The sequence below is a fragment of the Daejeonella sp. genome, from assembly GCF_037719425.1.
Lineage (GTDB): Bacteria > Bacteroidota > Bacteroidia > Sphingobacteriales > Sphingobacteriaceae > Daejeonella.
Genome location: NZ_JBBJNI010000005.1, coordinates 14,855 through 36,609 on the forward strand (window position 1 = coordinate 14,855; position 21,755 = coordinate 36,609).

At 41.0% G+C, this 21,755-nt stretch carries 24 protein-coding genes; 9 read left to right on the forward strand and 15 right to left on the reverse strand.

Annotation, left to right across the window (positions count from 1 at the left end):
* Positions 1-41 precede the first annotated feature (41 nt).
* Complete coding sequence (locus tag WKF69_RS01275) at positions 42-1,424, reverse strand: LutB/LldF family L-lactate oxidation iron-sulfur protein (protein WP_340378843.1); 1,383 nt, start codon at positions 1,422-1,424, stop codon at positions 42-44.
* A gap of 162 nt (positions 1,425-1,586) precedes the next feature.
* On the opposite strand from WKF69_RS01275, the gene WKF69_RS01280 reads away from it, so the two are divergent.
* On the forward strand, positions 1,587-2,240 hold the full coding sequence (locus WKF69_RS01280) for a hypothetical protein (RefSeq protein ID WP_340378845.1): 654 nt from the start codon (positions 1,587-1,589) through the stop codon (positions 2,238-2,240).
* 160 nt (positions 2,241-2,400) lie between these two features.
* Here the strand turns inward: WKF69_RS01280 and WKF69_RS01285 are convergent, their stop codons facing one another.
* The 13 genes from WKF69_RS01285 to pdxA form a co-directional block, all read right to left on the reverse strand.
* Positions 2,401-4,005 carry a M28 family peptidase gene (locus WKF69_RS01285; protein ID WP_340378847.1) on the reverse strand — a complete coding sequence of 535 codons (1,605 nt, stop codon included), beginning with the start codon at positions 4,003-4,005 and terminating at the stop codon, positions 2,401-2,403.
* Between the two features lie 23 nt (positions 4,006-4,028).
* Positions 4,029-4,463: a ribose 5-phosphate isomerase B gene (gene rpiB / locus WKF69_RS01290; protein WP_340378849.1), complete on the reverse strand. Its 435-nt coding sequence runs from the start codon at positions 4,461-4,463 to the stop codon at positions 4,029-4,031.
* A 41-nt stretch (positions 4,464-4,504) separates the two neighbouring features.
* Positions 4,505-5,380, reverse strand: a complete 876-nt coding sequence (tatC, locus tag WKF69_RS01295) for a twin-arginine translocase subunit TatC (protein WP_340378852.1) — start codon at positions 5,378-5,380, stop codon at positions 4,505-4,507.
* A 142-nt stretch (positions 5,381-5,522) separates the two neighbouring features.
* The gene (gene accC, locus WKF69_RS01300; protein ID WP_340378853.1) at positions 5,523-6,863 is read right to left on the reverse strand and encodes an acetyl-CoA carboxylase biotin carboxylase subunit; all 1,341 of its coding nucleotides are present in this window, start codon (positions 6,861-6,863) and stop codon (positions 5,523-5,525) included.
* Positions 6,864-6,925: 62 nt separating this feature from the next.
* On the reverse strand, positions 6,926-7,405 hold the full coding sequence (accB, locus tag WKF69_RS01305) for an acetyl-CoA carboxylase biotin carboxyl carrier protein (RefSeq protein ID WP_340378855.1): 480 nt from the start codon (positions 7,403-7,405) through the stop codon (positions 6,926-6,928).
* A gap of 122 nt (positions 7,406-7,527) precedes the next feature.
* Positions 7,528-8,514: a beta-ketoacyl-ACP synthase III gene (locus WKF69_RS01310; protein WP_340378857.1), complete on the reverse strand. Its 987-nt coding sequence runs from the start codon at positions 8,512-8,514 to the stop codon at positions 7,528-7,530.
* A gap of 14 nt (positions 8,515-8,528) precedes the next feature.
* A complete protein-coding gene (plsX, locus tag WKF69_RS01315; RefSeq protein WP_340378859.1) occupies positions 8,529-9,464 on the reverse strand; it encodes a phosphate acyltransferase PlsX in 936 nt (311 codons plus the stop codon).
* 12 nt (positions 9,465-9,476) lie between these two features.
* On the reverse strand, positions 9,477-9,668 hold the full coding sequence (gene rpmF, locus WKF69_RS01320; protein ID WP_276348793.1) for a 50S ribosomal protein L32: 192 nt from the start codon (positions 9,666-9,668) through the stop codon (positions 9,477-9,479).
* Between the two features lie 20 nt (positions 9,669-9,688).
* Entirely contained in the window at positions 9,689-10,222 is a 534-nt protein-coding gene (locus WKF69_RS01325) for a DUF177 domain-containing protein (RefSeq protein WP_340378862.1), read from the reverse strand.
* 254 nt (positions 10,223-10,476) lie between these two features.
* Complete coding sequence (locus WKF69_RS01330) at positions 10,477-11,346, reverse strand: hypothetical protein (protein WP_340378864.1); 870 nt, start codon at positions 11,344-11,346, stop codon at positions 10,477-10,479.
* Positions 11,347-11,467: 121 nt separating this feature from the next.
* Positions 11,468-11,833: a DUF2442 domain-containing protein gene (locus tag WKF69_RS01335; RefSeq protein WP_340378867.1), complete on the reverse strand. Its 366-nt coding sequence runs from the start codon at positions 11,831-11,833 to the stop codon at positions 11,468-11,470.
* Complete coding sequence (locus tag WKF69_RS01340; RefSeq protein ID WP_340378869.1) at positions 11,817-12,053, reverse strand: DUF4160 domain-containing protein; 237 nt, start codon at positions 12,051-12,053, stop codon at positions 11,817-11,819. Before WKF69_RS01340 ends, WKF69_RS01335 begins: the two co-directional genes overlap by 17 nt.
* A gap of 130 nt (positions 12,054-12,183) precedes the next feature.
* Positions 12,184-13,239, reverse strand: coding sequence for a 4-hydroxythreonine-4-phosphate dehydrogenase PdxA (gene pdxA / locus WKF69_RS01345; protein WP_340378932.1), 1,056 nt, complete (start codon positions 13,237-13,239; stop codon positions 12,184-12,186).
* Between the two features lie 351 nt (positions 13,240-13,590).
* On the opposite strand from pdxA, the gene rsmA reads away from it, so the two are divergent.
* From rsmA to WKF69_RS01365, 4 genes are all read left to right on the forward strand, one after another.
* Positions 13,591-14,370 carry a 16S rRNA (adenine(1518)-N(6)/adenine(1519)-N(6))-dimethyltransferase RsmA gene (rsmA, locus tag WKF69_RS01350; protein ID WP_340378871.1) on the forward strand — a complete coding sequence of 260 codons (780 nt, stop codon included), beginning with the start codon at positions 13,591-13,593 and terminating at the stop codon, positions 14,368-14,370.
* A gap of 6 nt (positions 14,371-14,376) precedes the next feature.
* Positions 14,377-15,300, forward strand: a complete 924-nt coding sequence (locus WKF69_RS01355) for an NAD(P)-dependent oxidoreductase (RefSeq protein ID WP_340378873.1) — start codon at positions 14,377-14,379, stop codon at positions 15,298-15,300.
* A 586-nt stretch (positions 15,301-15,886) separates the two neighbouring features.
* Positions 15,887-16,360 (forward strand): transcription elongation factor GreA, encoded by a 474-nt coding sequence (greA, locus tag WKF69_RS01360; protein WP_340378875.1) that lies wholly within the window; start codon positions 15,887-15,889, stop codon positions 16,358-16,360.
* A gap of 10 nt (positions 16,361-16,370) precedes the next feature.
* Positions 16,371-16,763 carry an HIT family protein gene (locus WKF69_RS01365; protein WP_340378877.1) on the forward strand — a complete coding sequence of 131 codons (393 nt, stop codon included), beginning with the start codon at positions 16,371-16,373 and terminating at the stop codon, positions 16,761-16,763.
* A 108-nt stretch (positions 16,764-16,871) separates the two neighbouring features.
* On the opposite strand, the gene ruvC is transcribed toward WKF69_RS01365, so the two are convergent.
* Complete coding sequence (gene ruvC, locus WKF69_RS01370; RefSeq protein ID WP_340378879.1) at positions 16,872-17,438, reverse strand: crossover junction endodeoxyribonuclease RuvC; 567 nt, start codon at positions 17,436-17,438, stop codon at positions 16,872-16,874.
* Positions 17,439-17,524: 86 nt separating this feature from the next.
* On the opposite strand from ruvC, the gene WKF69_RS01375 reads away from it, so the two are divergent.
* The 4 genes from WKF69_RS01375 to WKF69_RS01390 all read left to right on the forward strand — a co-directional run bounded on the left by WKF69_RS01375 (position 17,525) and on the right by WKF69_RS01390 (position 21,709).
* A complete protein-coding gene (locus WKF69_RS01375) occupies positions 17,525-18,499 on the forward strand; it encodes a lysylphosphatidylglycerol synthase domain-containing protein (RefSeq protein WP_340378881.1) in 975 nt (324 codons plus the stop codon).
* Entirely contained in the window at positions 18,480-19,613 is a 1,134-nt protein-coding gene (locus WKF69_RS01380; RefSeq protein ID WP_340378883.1) for a glycosyltransferase, read from the forward strand. The genes WKF69_RS01375 and WKF69_RS01380 overlap by 20 nt, the downstream gene beginning before the upstream one ends.
* A 69-nt stretch (positions 19,614-19,682) precedes the next feature.
* On the forward strand, positions 19,683-20,927 hold the full coding sequence (locus tag WKF69_RS01385) for a PP2C family protein-serine/threonine phosphatase (protein WP_340378885.1): 1,245 nt from the start codon (positions 19,683-19,685) through the stop codon (positions 20,925-20,927).
* A 176-nt stretch (positions 20,928-21,103) separates the two neighbouring features.
* Positions 21,104-21,709: a ribonuclease HII gene (locus tag WKF69_RS01390; protein ID WP_340378887.1), complete on the forward strand. Its 606-nt coding sequence runs from the start codon at positions 21,104-21,106 to the stop codon at positions 21,707-21,709.
* The last annotated feature ends 46 nt before the right edge of the window (positions 21,710-21,755 follow it).

A 21,755-nucleotide genomic window follows, 5' to 3' on the forward strand; every position in this document is an offset into this window, starting at 1 on the left:
TATTGTATCTGACGAGATATTTTTTAATTACTAATCACAGATTACCTGTTTTCCCGTTTGTCAGTCCATTGTTTGCTGAACGATTCCTTTGCGACAGCCGGCAGATCTCTGTGTTTTCCCCAGCTCTTTTTGAAAAACATCTTCAATAGAGTGTTTTTCCAGCCACCGCCAAACATGTCCATCATTTTCCTCTTCATCATGCCCATTTTCCATCCCTTCCACCCTATACTTTCGGATCCAGGGTTTAAACCCGATTTTACAGAATCCCTGCGATTTAATAAAAGCATCTTATGAATATCAATTTTCACCGGACAGACTTCTGTGCACTTTCCGCACAAACTCGAGGCATAACTGAGGTGTTTAAACTCTTTCATGCCCGCCATATGTGGGGTGATAATTGAGCCTATTGGCCCACTGTAGGTAGTTTCGTAAGTGTGGCCGCCTATATTTTTATAAACCGGACATGCGTTTAAACATGCTCCGCAGCGTATACAGTACAAGCCTTGACGCTGATCTTTTTCAGCAAGCAGGTTCGTCCGGCCGTTGTCTAGTAGAATGACATACATTTCTTCGGGGCCGTCAGTTTCAGTTGGCTGTTTCGGCCCGCTAAGAATAGTATTATATACTGTAAGGTTTTGTCCTGTGCCGTGAGTCGAGAGAATTGGCCAAAAAAGGTCCAGGTCAGCCATCGATGGGATGATCTTTTCAATCCCTACAATAGCGATATGAATCTTTGGGAAGGTAGTTGTGAGCCGTGCATTGCCTTCATTCTCAGTTAAGGCTACGCTTCCGGTATCTGAGATCAGAAAATTCCCGCCTGTAATTCCTACATCCGCTGAGGTATATTTTTCCCTAAGTAATTCCCGCGCTTTTTGCGTTAGTTGCTCCGGGGTTGCATCAACAGGAGTTCCGAACTTTTCATTAAAAAGCTTCGCGATATCTTCTTTGCTGAGGTGCATCGCCGGGGTAACAATGTGGTAAGGCCTTTGGCCCAGCAATTGAACGATGTATTCCCCAAGGTCGCTTTCAACTGTATCTACACCATTGTGCTCCAGAAATTCATTTAAAAGAATCTCTTCAGTAACCATCGACTTAGATTTTATGACGGTTTTGGCATTCGCTTTTTTGAGAATATTGAGAACCTCTTTATTTGCCTCCGCAGCATCATTTGCCCAGATAACCTTTCCTCCTCTGCGTTGAAAATTGGTCTCAAACTCGGGTAAGAGCTTGTCCAGATTCTCCATTACCTTCCACTTAATAGTATGGGCTTTACGCTTTGAGTTTTCAAGATCAGCAAATCGTGAAAGGCCTCTTAATACAGCTGTATCATACTTGCCGATATTATTATTAATGATACGCCTGTGATCCAGATCAAAGGCTTTATTCTCAGATGTGGAAATGAATTCAGATGCCAATGTACTCATGTTACGAATTTAAGTATTTTGGACCTTAACGGTGTTATAGTTTCAATTTCATTGATGACTTTCTATTCAAAGCGATACATCCATAGCTTTTTTTGAAAATTAATGTAACTCTTTATTGGATTCTATCGTCTATCAAGTATTAATTACCAAATACTTTTTTTTATGAAACCTTTAATTACACTTATTTTACCCGCTGTCTTAATTATAGCATCTTGTAATTCTAACGTCTACAAAGACAAGGCATTCTTTTCTAAAGTAAATCTAAGCGGACAAACACTGGCTGTTCTTCCGGCAGAGGTGACATATAGCGGCAATTTGCCGAAGAGTTGGGATGATGCCCGGATAACGAAAATGGAGAACGAAGCGAGTTCAGGCTTGCAGCAGGAAGTTTACGATGACTTTCTTTATCATGCGTCAGACCGGGCGGTCCGAAAGAAATGGAATATTAAGCTGATGGACATTAAGGTGGTGAACGACAGGCTTGAAAAAAGTGGCATCTCGTTAAAAGATTCATGGAATCTCCCTTCAGAAGAGATCGCCAGAATTTTGGGAGCAGATATGGTAGTAAGGGCAAAAGTTGAAAACGTCCGTTACATGTCGCAGGCAGCTGCTACCGGAATCAATATTGGAGCCTCTGTTATCGAAGGGTTGCTTAATAAAGGAAATAGTTCTACAGTGGGATTGCCCAGAACCAGATCCGGCGAAACCGATATGGATCTTTCATTATACCACTCATCGCAACCTGAAGCTATTGTTCGTTTCAATGCAGAACGGCGTCTGAGGACAAGTAAGCTGCCAGTTTATGTGAGAAATTAATAGGAGCCAAGAACCAGGAACCAAGATCCAAGACATTCCAGTGGTTATTGGGCCATTTTGTCATAAAACTTAAAATCCTTCGTTCAGATTTTCATTTGAACGAAGGATTTTTACTTTAGGATCATGGTCAAATGTCCATTGTCAACTGTCAACTGATGAGTTATCGGGTACTAGGCATATTATTCGTCACGTCAACAACTGGCCTTTTATCCCGGTTTGCAAGGTCCCATCCAGTGTAAAATACAAGCTGCGTCCGTTTGGTTAACAAATCGAAACTTATTTTTTTGAATTCGTCACTCGGTTTATGATAATCTTCGTGGACACCATTGAAATAGAATACGATAGGCACTCCATGCTTAGCAAAATTGTAGTGGTCTGAACGGTAGTAAAAACGGTTAGGATCTTTCGGATCATTGTATTTGTAATCGATCTTCATCTTTGTATATACCGAGTTTGCATTTTCACTGATCTTGTGAAGATCGGTACTTAGCTTATCTGAGCCGATCAGGTAGCAATAATTCGAAGAATCAGCAGAACCTTTGTATTCGTCCCCAACCCTTCCTATCATATCTATATTCAGGTCGGTTACAGTATTTGCTATAGGGAACACAGGATTTTCAGAATACCACTCAGAACCGAGTAAGCCTTTTTCCTCGCCAGTTACCAAAAGAAACAAAATGCTTCTACGTGGGCCGTGACCATCCTTTTTGGCTTTAGCATATGCTTTGGCTATCTCAAGCACACCTGTTGTTCCAGAGCCATCATCATCGGCACCGTTATTCACCTTATCCTTGCCGCCGTCAGTTGTCAATCCAATGTGATCGTAGTGCGCGGAAAAAACAAGCACTTCACTTTTTAGATCTGAGCCTTCCAGATACCCAAGCACATTTGCCGACCGAACATCTTTAAGACTAGGCCCGTAATTCATCGCAACAGCTGACTTTAAAGTTTGTGTCTGAGCTACGCCGCTATTATCGATCGATGATTTAAGTCCGTCAAACGTTTTCCCTGAATTTTTTAGAATTTGATTAGCAACTTCAGGAGTTATGTAAACGATTGCTACAGATCCTGGACGGGTAGAAGGAGCAGCGTTCGGTTTTTTAAGGCTTAACCTACCGCTACCAGGTCTGTATTGTTTAAGTGAATTGCTTACGTCCGGACTTACCGCCAGGATTAGCGATGGACCTTTACTCATAATGTTCTGCAAGCGTTTGCTTCGGCTGGTTGTCCAGTCGGATGGTGTTGCTGTTTTACTTACTACAGAAACGCCACTTGCCATTGGCTCGCCTTTATTAATTAGCATTACGACCTTGCCCTGGAGATCAGCATTCTTCAGGTCATCGTAATTCTCTGAGGTGATGCCGTAACCCACGAATACGATATCGCTCGCGGCGATTGTTTTTGAAGGTCCACTACCAGTGAAAATGAAGTCCTTTCCAATATTAAGATTCGTACCATTTACTGTAAACGAGTTAACCTCAAATACAATTTCTACCAGAGGTACTTCCTGGAAATAAGAGCCATTTACCGGTGCAGTCAGTCCAAGCTTTTTGAATTCCGCTGCTATATAATCTGCAGCCTTTTGCCCACCGGCTTTCCCGGTTTCTCTGCCTTCAAATTTATCGGAAGAGAGTATTTTCAAATGTTTTTTCGCCAGTTTTGGGGTTATTACTCCCGCATACTTCTGCGCGTTAGGATCCTGTGCAGATGCCTGGATGGAGATTCCAAAAACAAGTACTGCCCATAGTGATTTTTTAATATTCATTGGATATAGGGTTAGTTTAAAAATTAGCAGGAGATTTTATCCACCCTGTTGGCATGACGTCCGCCCTCGAACGCTGAATTTAAAAATTTAAAGGTAATCTCTTTAGCCAGCTCGGTCGAAACAAAGCGGGCCGGAATACATAATACATTAGCATTGTTATGACTTCTTGCCAGCTCAGCAAGTTCACCATTCCAGCAAATTGCAGCCCTGATACCCTGATGTTTATTAGCTGTAATGGCCACGCCATTTGCGCTTCCGCAGATTAAAATGCCCAGATCAAATTCGTCATTCTCTACAGCGCTTGCCACGGGATGTGCGAAATCGGGATAGTCCACAGAATCGTCACTAAAAGTCCCGAAATCTTTTACTGTGTATTCTTTAAGGAAATCGATAAGGACCTCTTTATATTTAAAACCGGCATGGTCTCCGCCAATAGCGATACTTACAGGATTAGTCATAAAACAAATTTAACTTTTCTAACTAGCAGGATTAGCTACAATTAATTTTTATAGAATTCAACTTCCGCTTGTTTTTTGCGACGTTCCACCACAGCAGACACGTAAATACTTGCCTCGTAGAGAAGAAAGAGCGGTAAACTCACAGTAAACATGGTAATTAGGTCTACTGTTGGTGTTACAATAGCAGCGACAATCAAAATTAGCACAGTTGCATATCTTCTTGATGATCGCATAAAGGCGGGTGTCATGATTCCCAGCTTCGAAAGTATATAAATGATTATTGGGAGTTCAAAAATAATACCCGCACCAATACTCAGCGTTGCTAAAATTGAAAAGTAAGAGTCGATGTCGATGTTATTGTTGATAATCTTACTGACTTCGTAGTTTGACAGAAAATTAATCGATAATGGAGATATTATATAATATCCGAAAAGAACGCCGACAACGAATAACATAGAGGCCCAGAAAACAAAACCGGTTGCTGAATTACGCTCATTCTCGTGAAGCGCTGGCTTAACAAAGCGCCATATTTCAAACAGCAAGTAAGGGAATCCTAAAACGATCCCGATCATCAACGACGAGTTTAGTTGTAATGTGAACTGTCCCCCCAATTGGGTGTTGATAATAATAAAATTTAATTTAGTTACACAGAATTCAGCTCCAAGATTGAATCTTTCCGTGGCAGCACACATCATTCTATAGGTCCAGAAATTGGTCCTTCCCGGAGCCATTATGATTTCTTCGAAAATGAAATCGTAAAAACTAAATGCCACAATAGTAAATACAATTATTGCAATTGCAGCCCTTATCAAATGTCCTCTAAGTATATCCAGATGGTCGAAAAATGACATTTCGGCTTCGATAGTCTTGCCTTTTTCTTTTATTGCCTTGACCAGGTCGGTACGTTCTTCACTCATAATTTCTAAAACAAAAATACCATTCTGTTTGACTTGAGAATGGTATTCTTAGGATATTTAATCAGCATCAGTTTATTTGTGACAATCGAATGTAGCACATCCTGTAAATAAACGATTTTTGCATTCAATTAGATTTATTGTACTATTCTGTAAGATCAAAACTTTCCATGAATTTAGTCGTGAAATTACCCGCACGGAAGTTTGGATCTCTCATTAAACGCAAATGAAAAGGTATAGTGGTTTTCACCCCTTCTATTACAAATTCGCTGAGTGAACGCTCCATCGTGCTTATCGCTTCTTCACGAGTTTGTGCAACACAAATTAATTTTGCAATCATGGAATCATAGTTTGGCGGGATTTGATATCCTGCATAAACATGAGTATCCACCCGTACGCCATGTCCTCCTGGTGAATGGAAATGCGTTATTAATCCCGGGCAAGGCCTGAAATTGTTGAAGGGGTCTTCAGCGTTAATCCGGCATTCTATAGCATGCATTTCAGGGATGTAATTTTTACCTGAAATAGGAATTCCTGCTGCAACCTTTATTTGTTCTTTGATCAGGTCAAAATTGATAACTTCTTCCGTTACCGGATGTTCAACCTGGATCCTTGTATTCATTTCCATGAAATAGAAGTTGCGATGCTTGTCAACAAGGAACTCTACTGTTCCTGCTCCCTCATAGTTCACGGATTGGGCCCCTTTTATAGCTGCTTCGCCCATTCTTTCCCTCAGTTCGTCGGTCATGAATGGAGAAGGAGACTCTTCCACCAGTTTTTGATGCCGGCGTTGAATTGAGCAATCTCTTTCCGATAAATGACAAACTTTGCCATACTGATCACCAATTACCTGGATCTCAATGTGGCGAGGATCTTCGACATACTTTTCAAGATAAAGACCGTCGTTACCAAAAGCCGCAGCTGATTCTTGTCTCGCAGAATCCCATGCTGGCTCAAATTCCTCATCATTCCACACGATTCGCATACCACGACCGCCACCGCCGGCTGTCGCCTTAAGTATTACTGGATATCCAATCTCCTTTGAAATCTTAATTCCTTCCTTAACATCCTGTAATAGGCCTTCGGATCCCGGGATTGTAGGCACACCCGCAATCTTCATGGTTTCCTTGGCGGATGCCTTATCTCCCATTCCGTTTATCTGGTCTGCAGTTGCACCTATAAATTTGATGCCGTAGTCATGGCAGATGGCAGAGAATTTGGCATTTTCAGACAAGAAGCCATACCCCGGATGAATAGCATCTGCATTCGTTACTTCGGCTGCTGAAATAATATTTGGAATACTTAAATATGAATCTTTACTTGGGGGAGGGCCAATACAAACAGCCTCATCAGCAAAACGTACATGTAAGCTATCCCGGTCGGCGGTAGAATAAACAGCTACCGTTTTTACACCCATCTCTTTGCAAGTACGAATGATCCGTAAAGCGATCTCACCACGATTTGCAATAAGTATTTTTTTAAACATAGATTTCTTTGTCGATATAAGTGTACTACAAGGGGAGGAGCATTTTTGCTTCCTGCTCTCGCTTATGCCGGTTCAACCAGGAATAAAGGTTGATCATATTCAACCGGGCTTGCATTGTCGACCAATATTTTTACGATCCGGCCGCTAACTTCAGATTCGATCTCATTGAAAAGCTTCATAGCTTCGATGATACAAAGCACCTGACCAGATTTTATCTCGTCACCTACATTTGCAAATATTGGCTTATCGGGGCTCGATGACCTGTAAAACGTTCCAATCATTGGAGACTTAACAGTAATATAGTTAGAAGTTTCCTCCTTCACAGGAGTTGGTGCCGCAGGAGCTGTACCTGCCGCTGCCGGTGCAGCCGCTTGCGGGGCAGCGATAATGTGCTGAGGAGCCTGTACTGGTGCAGATGTAATATAAGTCGGCGCCTGATTGGTCTTTATGGTAATTTTAAACTCTTTCTGCTCAATTGATACTTCATTTACTCCAGATCTGGAAACAAACTTGATGAGTTCCTGAATTTGTTTAATATCCATTTTTTATAGTTTAGTTTTCAATTAGTCTAAATTTATAACAATAATTTCAAGTTAAGAATCGGAATTTTGAATGTTAAAAGTACATTATCACTTTCAACTTTCAATTCTCCACTTTCAACTATTTAGTAAGCCCACTTTAAATAAATGGAACCCCATGTAAATCCGCCGCCGAATGCCGCAAGGATAAGGTTGTCTCCTTTTTTTAGCCTACTTTCCCACTCCCACAAGCACAACGGAATGGTGCCATTGGTGGTGTTGCCGTATTTCTCTATGTTGATCATGACTCTATCGGGATCAATGCCGGTTCGGTTGCTGGTAGCGTCAATAATTCTTTTGTTAGCCTGGTGAGGTACAAGCCAGGCAATATCGTCTGCCGTTAGGTTATTTCTTTCCATTACTTCAGCAGCAACATCCGCCATGTTCGTAACAGCAAATTTGAAGACCGCCTGTCCTTCCTGGAAAAGAAAATGTTCGTCGTTATCAACAGTCTCATGACTTGCAGGCCGTAACGAGCCTCCTGCTTTCTGATGCAGATACGGGCCGCCGGATCCGTCACTCTTAAGTATAGAGTCTACAACTCCATAACCATCTGTGTTCGGCTCAAGTAATACAGCTCCGCAGCCATCACCGAAAATAATACAGCTTTTACGGTCTTTATAATTAATGATGGATGACATTTTATCACCACCGACAACTAATACTTTTTTATGTTTACCTGTTTCAATGAACTGAGATCCGGTAGCTAAACCAAATAAAAAACCCGAACACGCAGCGTTCAGGTCATATCCCCAGGCATTATTAGCTCCAATCTTATGTGCAAGGACATTGGCGGTCGCGGGGAACATCATGTCCGGAGTAGTTGTACAGAAAATGATCAGATCAATTTCTGAAGCACTGATGCCCCGTTTTTTAAGTAATCCGTTGACAGCGATAACCGCCATGTCGGATGTTCCAAGATTACCTTTGAGGATGCGGCGTTCTTTAATACCAGTGCGGGTGGTGATCCACTCATCATTGGTCTCAACCATGCCCTCCAGTTCCTTATTAGTTAAGATATATTCTGGTGCGTACGCATCAACGGCTGTTATTGCAGCATGGACTTTTGACATAATATTTGGAATAATTAGTTAAAAGCTTCTTTGATCTTATCGACAAACTTGGCCTCTATCATTGTCCGGCAAAGGAGTACCATATTTTTGATTGCTTCAGGACTGGAAATACCGTGGCCTATTAACACCGGAGCATTAACTCCCAGGATAGGGCTTCCGCCATACTGCTCGTAATTAAACCTGTCAAAAAATTCGTCTGTGAAGCCCTTTTTAAGAGTAAGGATATAAAAAGTTTCCGCTAATTTGAGCATCACATTCCCTGTAAATCCATCACAAACGATAACATCTGCTTTATCATTGAACAGATCACGGCCTTCAATGTTTCCAACAAAATTCAGGTTGGTTTTTTGCATGAGGGGAAAGGTAGCCTGAGTAAGGACATTTCCTTTCTCTTCTTCCTCTCCAATATTCATTAAAGCTACTTTGGGATTATTTACATGATAAACATGTTCGGCATAAAGGCTACCCAGAATGCCAAATTGAGCAAGAACTTCCGGTTTGCAATCAGCGTTTGCCCCTACATCGAGCATAATGCCAAAACCGGACTTTAATTTAGGAACGTTAGTTGCTATTGCCGGGCGTATAACTCCGGCTACAGGCTTGACGCTGAACATGGCCCCAACAAGCATGGCGCCTGTGTTTCCCGCAGAAGAGAATGCGTCGATCTGTCCGTCTTTAAGATACTGGAAACCTAAGCTTATACTGGAATTCGGTTTTTGAAGTACAGCTTTCGCTGCATGCTCGCCCATACCAATCATCTCCGTGGTATGGACATATTCAAAAACTTCAGGATCGATCCCGTCTTCAGAGATCAAGGGTAAGGCTTGGTCTTTATCGCCAAAAAGAACAATCGTTTGACCTGGCAATAGGACTTTTTGGGCTTCTATAGCTCCCAAAACTGTTGCTTTGGGAGCGAAATCTCCGCCCATTATATCTAAGCCAATCTTCATTTCTGAGAGATATTAGGCTACAGACGTATTTTCAATAACCATTTTGCCGTTATAATATAAGTTGCCATCAACTGTATATGCACGGTGAGGTAAATGTACTGCACCTGTAGTTTGACAGGTAGTTAAACCTGGAGCCACAGCTTTATAGTGTGTTCTTCTTTTATCTCTTCTCGATTTAGAGATTTTCCGTTTTGGATGTGCCATCTTTTCCTAATGTATTAATTTTACTTTTTAATATTCTTCAATGCTTCCCAACGAGGATCAGCATTTTCTGTTTCTTCACCTGAGCCGCCTGAAAGCTGCCTGAGTTTCTCTATCATCTCCTGGTCACACCATTCAGTGTTTCCTTCATCGCTGCAACGATTAATATAAGGTACCGCCAGGTTAATATATTCATAAATCAATGAAGCTACATTGATCTCATTCTCATTTTTTGTCAGGACGATGATCTCTTCGGTGTCTTCCTCAAGTTCCACATTGCCTGAGAACTTTGCTATCTGACGTTCGTCTATTTCTACCTGATATGGGTAGTTTCCCAGACAAACATCACAACCTAACATCATCTCTCCGGATATGCGAAAATGGAGAATCATCATCGTCTCCTGTTTTTCCAGTTCCATATCAACTTTCAGTTTCCCGCTTTTTACCAGCGAATACTCGAATTCACTGAAAAATGCATCACTAACTTCAAATTCAAATTGATGAATTCCAAGTTTTAATCCGGTATACGGAATGCTGTATTGTAATAACGATTTCAAAGCACGCCAATTGAGCCTGCAAATTTACGAAAATTTATTTAGTTGGGAAACAGTTTTTATAAGTTGTATGGTGTGCGTTGTTGTATCTGCGGAAATGAGTATTTATCGGCGACTGTGAGTAATGTTTTTGGATCTACAAGAATGGTTGAACATTGCACTATACATATGCAAAGATTGCGAAATAATAGAGCCGGCATGTTAGGAATGGTTTCCTTCATGAGTTCGCTGTATAGTTGTTGGTATTTAATGTTCGTCTAAAGTTTATTTTTTGATGCAAGATAATCAAACACCCTTTGTCGCTGTTTTCGTGTCATATAAAATACTTCATACTCATTATTTCTATTTTTCACGCAAATATACAATCTTGTGAAATTGGGTTTTTGAATCCTATGGTTTTTGTTGCTAAACTTAATTTTTAAATAAGTGTATAAGGTGTCAGTACTGGATCCTGGGCCTTTTGCATTCTGAGTAAATGTTATCGGTATCTTATTCGAAACAATCGTATTCTCTAATTCGTGGACTTCGAATGTGCCCAGAGGCTTATTCTCGAGAACCATATCTGCTCTAAAAATGGTAGCAGAGGTGCCATTGATAATAGCGACATTGTCGTCTACAGTCATAATTGTGACTGTAAAATGAACTGTTGAATCTGTTGCAGTGAATCGTGGAGAACCTAAAATCTCGATCATTGGGACAGGTTCTCGCTGTACTACTGTTTTGGTTTGGAAAACTGTGTCTCTCAGTCGAGGTGAAGCATTATTTGTTCTATCTACCACATCGGGCAATTTCTGTTGTGGTAAGTCCAACTCAAATGCTTGCATCGAAAAACCAATTACCGTTATGATTGCAAGGCCGCCCACAAAATAGCCAGGTATTGTTTTAATCTTACCTGGCTTTACATCATAAATGTATGCTGTAAGACCCATGATTATTAAGCAGGTATTTGTAAGCCAAAAAAGCCATTTCTTTTCAGGGATTAGTAAATAACCTAATAAAAGAATCACAATAGTAAAAAGAATGGGATAGATGCTATCCTTTCGGCTCGTAATCGGTTCGACACGGCGAGTGATTTTAGAACGCCGCGTTGTTCCTTTGAAGTTTGACTTTATTCTTCTTTTCGACACTAAACATAAAGGTAGAAAATATCAGGCATTTCAGCCTGCCGGATACCCAGCTCCAGAATCCAACCAACGCGATTGAATAATATATGAATTATGCCGTCGTTTAATTGAAACTAGTCTCTGGCTAAAAAATTGCCAATTCTGAATTGTCTTTGGATTCGAGTCTTTTTAAAGCTTCAGATTGAACAGCCTCTTTTATAATTCCTTTCAAAGATAAATCCTCATCTATCGCATTCCAATGTATTCCAATACCATCTCCAATAAGTTTAAAATTACTCAATTCGCTTTGACTGGCATTATTTAGCTTAGGAAATTTCCTATAGGAGAATTTGAATGCTTTGCCTGTGTTCAATAAGATAATCATAAGCTTATACTCAGAGTCTGCATACAGATTATGTATACGTATTCCCTTTTCGAAAATAATTATGTCAAAGGGATCCTTGGATTTTTTATTTAAAATCCGGTTTTCTTTATTATTTGAAATATTCATTCCAGGCATTTTTAATTTCCTCTTGCCGACTCTTAATTATGAGACCTATTTCTTTCCGTTCTTTAACCTTAAAGCCATAAGAGTATTCTTCTCTTACATCAGTGACTACCCAGAACTTGGCCGTGCTATTTGCTTTTGCTACATGAATATGGATAGGTTCATCATTTTCATTACTGTAAAAATAAAATCGGTAACCTTTGAATTCAAAAACTGTTGGCATATATTCAAAAGTACAATGATTTAGCAATATACAGAATTCGTTATAACGTTTTTGTTATTTGAATAAGTATAATGAAACTAAAAAGTTGTTGATAAAATCGATGATTCTCGTCCTCTGTACTTGGAGCTTTTCAATCCCTGTCCTTCGAAAATTTACTCAGCTTTAATGGATTTGAACTGAGCTCAACGCTTTCCCTTCGCCGCTCCACAATATTGATGGCGGTAAAAAGCGCTTCACGGAATGAACTTTCTGAAGCCTGGTTTTTTCCAGCGATATCATAGCCCGTGCCATGATCCGGTGAAGTGCGTACAACAGGCAAGCCCGCTGTAAAATTTACCCCGTTATGAAAAGCAACTTGTTTGAATGGTATAAGCCCCTGATCGTGATACATGGCCAGAACCGCGTCGAATTGTGAATAGGTGTGAGTTGCAAAAAAACCGTCTGCTGCATAGGGGCCGAAAGCAAAAATGCCGTGCGCGTTTGCTTCTGCAATGGCTGGAATTATAATCTCAAGCTCTTCCTTGCCTATCAGTCCATTATCTCCTGCATGTGGGTTTAGGCCCAGAACTGCAATCTTTGGTTTTTGGATCCAAAAATCTTTTTTCAAGCTTTCGCTCATAAGGGTAAGTTTGGAAACGATCTTTTCCACGCTTATCTTTTCAGGTATTTCCTGTACCGGGATGTGTCCGGTTACAACTCCAACACGGATGTCGTCACTTACCAAAAACATGAGCGAGTCTGCAGCATTTGTTTTTGCCTGTATATATTCAGTATGGCCGGCGAATTGAAAACTGTCGCTTTGTATATTATGTTTATTTATTGGAGCAGTTACTAATGCATCAGTGTTTCCTGCAATCAGGTCGTCAAGCGCTTTTTCAAGTGATATAAAAGCATATTTCCCCCCAGTTTCGGTTGTCATCCCAAGCTCAATCTTTACATCCTCTTCCCAGCAATTGATCATATTCGCCCGTTTATTCTGAGCCATTGAGGCATTGCTGATGACGTTGAAATTGAACTCGTTAGTGTCCATTGTCTTGCGATGGAACGAAGCAACCTTGGTATGGCCGTATACAATTGGCGTACAATAATCCAGGACACGGTTATCCATCAAAGTTTTTATGATTACCTCCAGCCCAATGCCATTTACATCGCCAATAGATATACCTACTTTTATTTTTTCGCCCATGCCTTTTTTATATATGCTCACTGATTAATAAGAAGTCAGATAGCCTTTTTATGTACGCAAATTAAGGACTTTAATCTTTAAGTTGTACGTTTTAGGTTATACGTTGTAAGTCAGGGCGGCAAAAGGAGTCGAACGTTGAACATGATACGTTCTGCTTTTGGGCAGAGACGGGAGTTGTACGTTGCACATGTTACGTTTTACGTCGGGGTGGAGAACCAGATGCATAATGGTGAATATACACCTGTGAGGTATTTAAAAGTTTGACGTCTGGTACGCCAGAAAGAAGACTTACGACGTAAAACGTATAACCTACAACTTCTAAATACGTAGATTTGCTCCAAACAAACCTCCATGAGCTTAGTTAAGGCGAAAAAACATCTCGGACAACATTTTTTAACAGATAAGAATATTGCTGAGAAAATTGTGAACAGCCTTAAATCCACGGATAAATACAAGGATGTTCTTGAGGTTGGCCCCGGCATGGGGATTCTGTCAGACTTCTTACTGAGTAAAGATAATCCTCAGGCTCATCTTATAGATATCGACACAGAGTCATTTAATTTCTTAAAGAAAAAGTACCCATTACTGGGCGAGAGATTAATAAACGGTGACTTCCTGGAACTTGATTTTAAAGAAACATTTCCTGGAAAGCTAGGCATAATCGGCAACTTTCCATATAATATCTCTTCCCAAATTCTTTTTAAAGTTTTGGATAATCGCGATCAGGTAGTTGAACTTGTGGGGATGTTTCAGAAGGAAGTTGCTGAAAGATGTGCGGAGAAGCCCGGTAGCAAGGAATACGGCATACTCAGTGTTTTTCTGCAGGCATTTTACAAGGTTGAGTATTTATTTTCTGTAAAGCCCGGAGTATTTAATCCGCCGCCAAAAGTCACTTCAGCTGTCATCCGGCTAACCCGCAATGAAGTCGAAAAACTGGACTGTGATGAAAAGTTATTTTGGCAGGTTGTAAAGGCTGGATTTAATCAGCGAAGGAAAACATTGCGAAACGCTTTGTCATCACTGGTAAGTAAGGACTCGATGCAGGACGATCCCTTGCTCGAATTGAGGGCAGAACGGCTCAGCGTAAATGAATTTGTCAGGTTAACGAATTTGATTAGCGTTTCAAGATAGTATCTAATGAATAAGAAAATACTCATAGCTGATCAACTTCATCCGGCTTTTAAAGAAGAAGCTGAGAAGTTGGGATATGAATGTGATGATATGCCGCTTATTACCCGGGCAGAGACTTTAGATATCCTTAAAGATTATACAGGCATAGCGATCCGTACCAAATTTCTAATCGATAAAGAAATTATTGATGCCGGAGCCAGCCTTAAGTTTATCGCAAGGGCAGGGGCTGGAATGGATAATGTAGATGAGGAGTATGCGGTATCGAAGGGGATTACTTGTATAAACGCCCCCGAAGGTAATCGGGACGCGGTAGGCGAACATGTGATAGGAATGTTATTGAGCCTGCTTAATAATTTAAGGAACGGCGATAAGCAGATCCGTTCTGGAGTATGGGATCGCGAAGGAAACAGAGGATGGGAGCTTAAAGGGCGAACCGTTGCAATTATTGGATACGGTAATAACGGAAGGAGCCTTGCGCGCAAGCTTTCGGGATTTGAAGTTAATGTAATAGCTTACGATAAATATAAAACCGGCTTCAGTGATGACTATGCAGCAGAGGTGAGCATGGAACAAATTGTTAAGCAGGCTGACGTATTAAGTTATCATATTCCGCTAACCCGGGAAACCCGACGATTATTTAATGATGAGTACCTGTTTCATTTTAAGAAACCAATAGTATTGCTCAATGCCTCCCGGGGCGAAATTGTTAGTACTAAAACATTACTTAAAGGCTTAAGCTCTGGAAGAATAATTGCTGCCGGGCTGGATGTTCTGGAAGTCGAGAAATTCCCTGATCTGTCAGAACAAGCCTGGTTTGGTGAGCTTAAAGAAAATAACCGGGTTATATTAAGCCCGCATGTAGCTGGCTGGAGTGTGGAATCTTATCGAAAGATATCGGAAGTGCTTGCTGAGAAATTGAAGCTGATTTGATTAATTTAATTGTGTCGGTGAAGACACCAACGTCGAACAGATGATCGTTTGCCTTATTGGTGGGACACCAACAAGGCAGGGTTGTTTCTTAATTTTAGGATCGTTGATGATCGTTTGCCTTATTGGTGGGACACCAACAAGGTGCCGGGTCTGAGGTAACATCATTAAACATCTTAAATTTACAGGAATCAAAAGAATTTTTTTGAAGGGAGTACCTGGGTTAGGGATTGTAGCGTAAATCATTTTGCCCATTTGGGCAAAATATTGAAGCGGAAAGCCCGGCGCCGCACAACGGCGCAACCCCAAGATAAATATTGTTCACTATCACTAATTTTTAAATTCACCTAATATTCCAGATTCAACTATCGATGTACGACCTACGAAGTTTTTCAAATCGGTTATCAAAACTTCGTGAGATAACCACGCGCTCCGTCAGTCAACATCACTCCATCTTATTTTATTAATTGAATTTGGAAATCTGAAATCAAAAATATTATCTTCGTATTGATACGAGCAAGACTATATTGGCTTATGCCAACATAGTCTTGTTTGTTTTTATAGACTTTACCATAAAATTGAGAGTGACATGACGGACGTAACGTATTACACCCAGGAAGGATTAGATAAATTAAAAGAAGAACTTCATCAATTAAAGACCGAAGGACGGTCGCAAATCTCAAAGGCGATAGCTGAGGCGAGAGATAAAGGCGATCTTTCGGAAAATGCTGAATACGATGCTGCCAAAGAGGCACAAGGACACCACGAGTCCAAAATATCTAAGCTTACAAACATTTTTGCAAATGCGCGATTAATTGATGAGTCGAAACTCGACACGTCAAAAGTTCTGGCACTATCGATAGTTAAGATAAAAAACATCCAAAACGGGGCAGCGATGACCTATCAGCTGGTATCAGAGACTGAAGCCGACCTGAAGTCTGGAAAAATCTCTGTTAAATCGCCAATTGCACAAGGGCTGCTGGGCAAATCTGTTGGAGATAGGGTCGAAATTGTTGTTCCGGCTGGAAAAATAGAGTTCGAAATAGTTGAAATAAACAGATAATACTGATATCATGGCATCAATCTTCTCAAAAATTGTATCCGGAGAAATACCTGCTCATAAAGTTGCAGAAACAACAGAGTACCTGGCTTTCCTCGACATAAATCCACTCGTGGAAGGCCATGTTCTGGTAATTCCGAAGACAGAGATCGATTATTTATTTGATATGGACAGCGAAAGCTATGTAGGGCTGATGATGTTTGCTCAAATAGTTGCAAAAGGTTTGAAGAAAGCGGTGCCATGCAATCGGATCGGTGTCACCGTTATTGGGACGGAAGTTCCTCATGCACATGTGCACCTGATACCTATGAACACTATGGATGATATGAACTTTAGCCGTCCAAAGTTGAAGCTTAGTGAAGAGGGCCTAACGGAAATTGCCGACCGTATCAGGGGGGAGCTTTAGTCGGAGGTCCGAAGTCGGAGGTCTGACGCAGGCGTACACACCTTGCTTCTCTCCATTCAGCTCAGACATCGGACCTCGGTATCCTACCTCCGACCACTGACCTCAGTCTTATTTAATCCTTTTCACATTATCCTTTGCAAACGCATCCCATCCGGTGTAATTCTTTTTATCACCTGAAGTCGTTATTTTCTGAAAGGAATGGCAAACGGCAACTGCCAGTCCGTCTGTTGCGTCAAGGAACTCCGGTGTTTCTGTAAACCTCAATAAGGTCTTAAGCATAGCGCTAACCTGTTCCTTCGAAGAGTTCCCATTTCCTGTTATGGATTGCTTAATCTTTCTCGGTGAATATTCGAATATGGGCAGATTTCTGGAGAGGGCTGCAGCCATAGCAACGCCCTGAGCTCTGCCCAGTTTTAACATAACCTGAATGTTTTTTCCGTAAAAAGGCGCTTCCACGGCGAGGCAATCCGGGTTATACTGGTCTATTAATATTACGGTCTTTTCAAAAATGTGTTTTAGCTTGTGGGGATGGTCATCCAAATGATCAAGCTTGACCACTCCCATGCATAAAAGATCAATGTTGCTTTTCACTTCCTTCACGATCCCGTATCCCATGATGCTGGTACCTGGGTCTATTCCCAGAATTATTCTCTCCTTCGCTTTCTCTTTTAGCATGCCTCAATATTAGCGATTTGCCGTCAAAGCTGTTCTAAAATTTAGATTCGGCAAAGGTTTTTCTTAACATTGCAGAAAGAAAGCAATTGAATCCCCGCGCAAAGAAAATTTTAAGCATCATTATCAAGATCAGCGTTCTGGCGCTTGCCTCCTGGTCTATTTTTCAGACGCTCAGAAACGATCAGAATATTAGCAACTTCAGATCGCTTACAGCCTCGCTGTCATCTACCAGCATATGGAGTGTAGTGATTACTCTTTTCCTATTAATGTTATTGAACTGGTTTATTGAGGCTTTGAAATGGAAATATCTATTGCGGGATGTGGAAAAGATCAGTACTTGGAGAGCTGTTGAGTCTGTTTTTTGTGGCCTGACCTGGGCTGTTTTTACACCAAACCGCATTGGTGAGTATGGAGGACGGGTCTTCTTTCTGTCGCCACGCAAGCGAATAATCGGAGTGATATCTATGGGGGTTGGAGCATTAGGTCAAATGGTCGTGACCAACGTTCTGGGATCGCTTGCTTTATTATGGTTTGTAGGGAGTTTTATCGAACTGAATTTAATTATCAATTTTGCTCTTGCATTTTTGGTAGCCCTCTTTTGCAGCTTCTTTTTGCTGTTCTATTTTAATATACAATTGATCGATGGGCTTCTGTCGAAAGTGAAATTTATTAAGCCATTCAGAAGATTTTTCAGCATTCTCGCTAAGTATAAAAAAGCAGATCTGCTAAGAGTCTTGATCTATTGTCTCACCAGGTTCGCTGTATTCACTACTCAATATTGTCTCATAATAAATCTTCTTATTCCCGGAATTTCTATTGTTTCGATGATTCTTATGCTTTTTATCTTGTTTTTTGTTCAATCCGCTCTTCCTTCTCTGGATATTTTCGATATAGGGGTTCGAGCATTGACCGCCAAATATTTTTTTGGATTTCTAACCAATCAGGAGGTTGCTATTATGGCTGCAACTGCAAGTATCTGGCTGATTAATTTAATTATTCCGGCTGTTCTGGGTTCCGTGTTCGTCTTAAAACTTAATTTCTTTGGTAATAATCGCAGCTAGTATCCTAACAGGATGCCTGACATTGTTTTATATTTTAATGATCCTGTATCTTAACCAGGGTTGGGGAAGAATCAAACATTTTAAAAATCCGGATGTAAAACCGGTAACTTTTGTGAGTATTCTTATCGCGGCCAGAAATGAGGAAGGAAAGATTGACAAGACGATTCAGGATATTTTAGCTCAAGACTATCCCCGTGAATTATTTGAGCTTATCATCGTGGATGATCATTCCACAGATCGAACCTCAGAAATTATCTTGTCGTTCGCATCGTCTGGCGTTAAGCTCATAAAATTAAACGAGTCTGAAATCCTTAATTCATACAAGAAGAAAGCTATCACGGAAGCGATTAACGCTTCCCGGGGTGAGCTGATAATTACTACTGATGCCGATTGCCGGATGAATAGGTCATGGCTTAGGACCATTGCATCTTATTACGAATCAGGAAATTATAATCTCATATCCTCACCAGTAACTTATTTTGAGGAAAGGAATGCCTTTGAGGATATGCAGACACTTGAGTTTCTGTTTCTAATTGGTCTGGGGGCGGCAGGTATCGGTAATAAGATGCCAGCAACATGCAACGGAGCAAATCTAGCTTACCGAAAAGAGGTCTTTATTAAATTGAATGGATTCAAAGGAATTGATGAGCTGGCATCCGGCGATGACGAATTATTCCTTCATAAGGTCGCTTCGGCTTATCCGGGAACTATAGGCTTCTGTAAATCCCGTGACGCCATAGTTTACACTCATGCAAAGGACAACCTTCGCGATTTTATCCAGCAACGGAAGCGCTGGGCATCAAAGAGTACACGGTACAAAAATAAGAGCGTTATATTTTTGGGGTTAACCGTCTGGTTATTCAATTTATCATTTATTGGAAATTTCATTTCAGGGTTTATAGACCCTGTTTTTTGGACAATAGGATTAATTGCACTGCTCATTAAGATGGTTGTTGAAATTTTATTTTTAATACCTCTCTGCTCTTTTGCAGAGCGGAAAACGCTTCTGTTATATCAGCCCCTTTCGTCAGTAATTCACATATTTTATTTAGTGTTTATTGGCATTGTGGGGAATTCGGGGAAATATAACTGGAAGGGGCGGATGGTAAGATGAGTTGGGTTTCTTTTGCTATTACGCAAGAATTTCTTATTTTTAAACACACCATCACCAATAAATATTGTATTGGCACATCTTCCAACTTCAGTAATTAATGATGAGAGTGAGTTAATCCAACTCCTTTTAAAAAGGCAGGCAGAGTTAAATTCCCTGCTTGAAATAACCCAGGCAATTAATAAGAATAGCTCGTCAAACGTTTTGTTTGAGATGCTTGAGGTGATCCTGAATGTTCATCTTAAAATAGGTATGGTGCGCCTGCTCATCCGCGAAGGCGAGCATTTCTATTGCGCATCCCGGTTCGGCGGAGAGTTCGAAAATGCCAAAACCTTGCAGCAAACCTGCCAGGCGCTCTCGGATTACAAAAATATAACGGCCTTACGATCCAATCCTGATGCTTTATTAAGCAAGTACGAGTACTTCGTGCCTGTGTTCCATAAGGACGAATTTCTCGCTTTTGTTTTGATCGGTGATTTTGATATTGGACATGAATTGCTGGGCAATGACCTGAACTTTGTGGAAACCCTTATTAACGTGATTGTCGTTGCCCTTGAGAATAAGAAATTATTTAAGGAAAGAGTTGACCGCGAACGCTCGCAGCGCGACATGGAACTCGCTGTAGAAGTACAGGGCATGTTGATCCCGCGAAGCTTGCCAAAAACCGGCTCGGTGGAGGTGGGAGCGACCTATCTGCCAAATCAGAATATTGGAGGGGACTACTTTGATTTTATCAAGCTTGGTCCGGAAGAGTTTTTATGGTGTATCGCCGATGCATCTGGCAAGGGAGTGTCAGCCGCCCTGTTGATGGCAAATTTACAGGCAAGCCTTCGGGCATGGTCTTCCGTTGAGAGTGATCTTGTTAAGATAACAGAGAGGCTCAATGAAATTGTAGTATCCAACACAAATGGTGAAAGGTTCATCACCCTTTTCCTGGGGCTTTACAATGAAAAAACCCGTGAGCTGCGATATGTGAATGCAGGGCACAATCCGCCCATTCTATTGACGGACGGGAGGATAAAATTCCTTAAAGACGGAACTACTATTATTGGAGCGTTCGACAAGCTTCCGTCCGTTAGGGTGGGAACTGAGATATTATCACCAGGAAGCCTTATTTTCAACTACACTGACGGTCTGGTTGAAAGCGCGAATGAAGATGTATATATTTCTGACGATGAATTAGTGGATCATTTGATGAAAAACAGCAGCTTGTCGGTCGACGACCTTAACGAAGCGATTTTAAGAAATATCCAGCTTACTAATAACGCCAGGATGAATTCAGATGATATCACCCTTCTGTCCATCCGGATTCTGTAGGTTGTTAGTAGTTAGAACTAATCTAGACGCTTCGGGTCAACTTATAACTGACATAAACTTCGCAAAGGATCACCGCCCAGCCTAACAACCAACAACCAACAACCAATAACTAACAACCAACAAAAAGTATCGCAGGAATTTCTAAATTTGTTGCTACAAAAACTCCCCAGAATTAAATGCTTTTACCGTATTTCCAGGACGATTTTATTGAAGCAGGATGTGATGAGGCAGGCCGCGGTTGCCTGGCAGGTCCGGTGTATGCAGCTGCGGTAATTTTGCCCAAAAACTTTCAGCATGATGTTTTGACTGATTCGAAACAGCTGGGTGAAAAGGATAGATATGTATTGCGTGAATGCATTGAACGGGAAGCGCTTGCTTTCGCAGTGGCACAGGTAGATCATAAAGAAATTGATCGTATAAACATTTTAAATGCATCGTTCAAAGCTATGCATCTTGCCCTGGAGCTGCTTCACATTTCCCCTGAGTTCATTATCATCGACGGTAATCGTTTTAAGGCTTATCAAAAGGTGCCTCATCAGTGTGTAATTAAAGGGGACGGCAAATATTATTCGATTGCTGCGGCATCCATCCTTGCAAAGACATACCGGGACGATCACATGCACAGGATCTCGCAGGAACACCCTCAGTACGATTGGTGCAATAACAAAGGTTATCCTACCATAAAGCATCGCAATGCTGTAATCTCCTACGGCATGTCGCCATACCATCGCAGGACATTTAGAGTAACTGATCCACAGCTGGCTATTAGCTTTGAAGAATAGCTTTTCAAAATAGCCAATCCTTTACCCGTTTTTAATTACTTTTGCC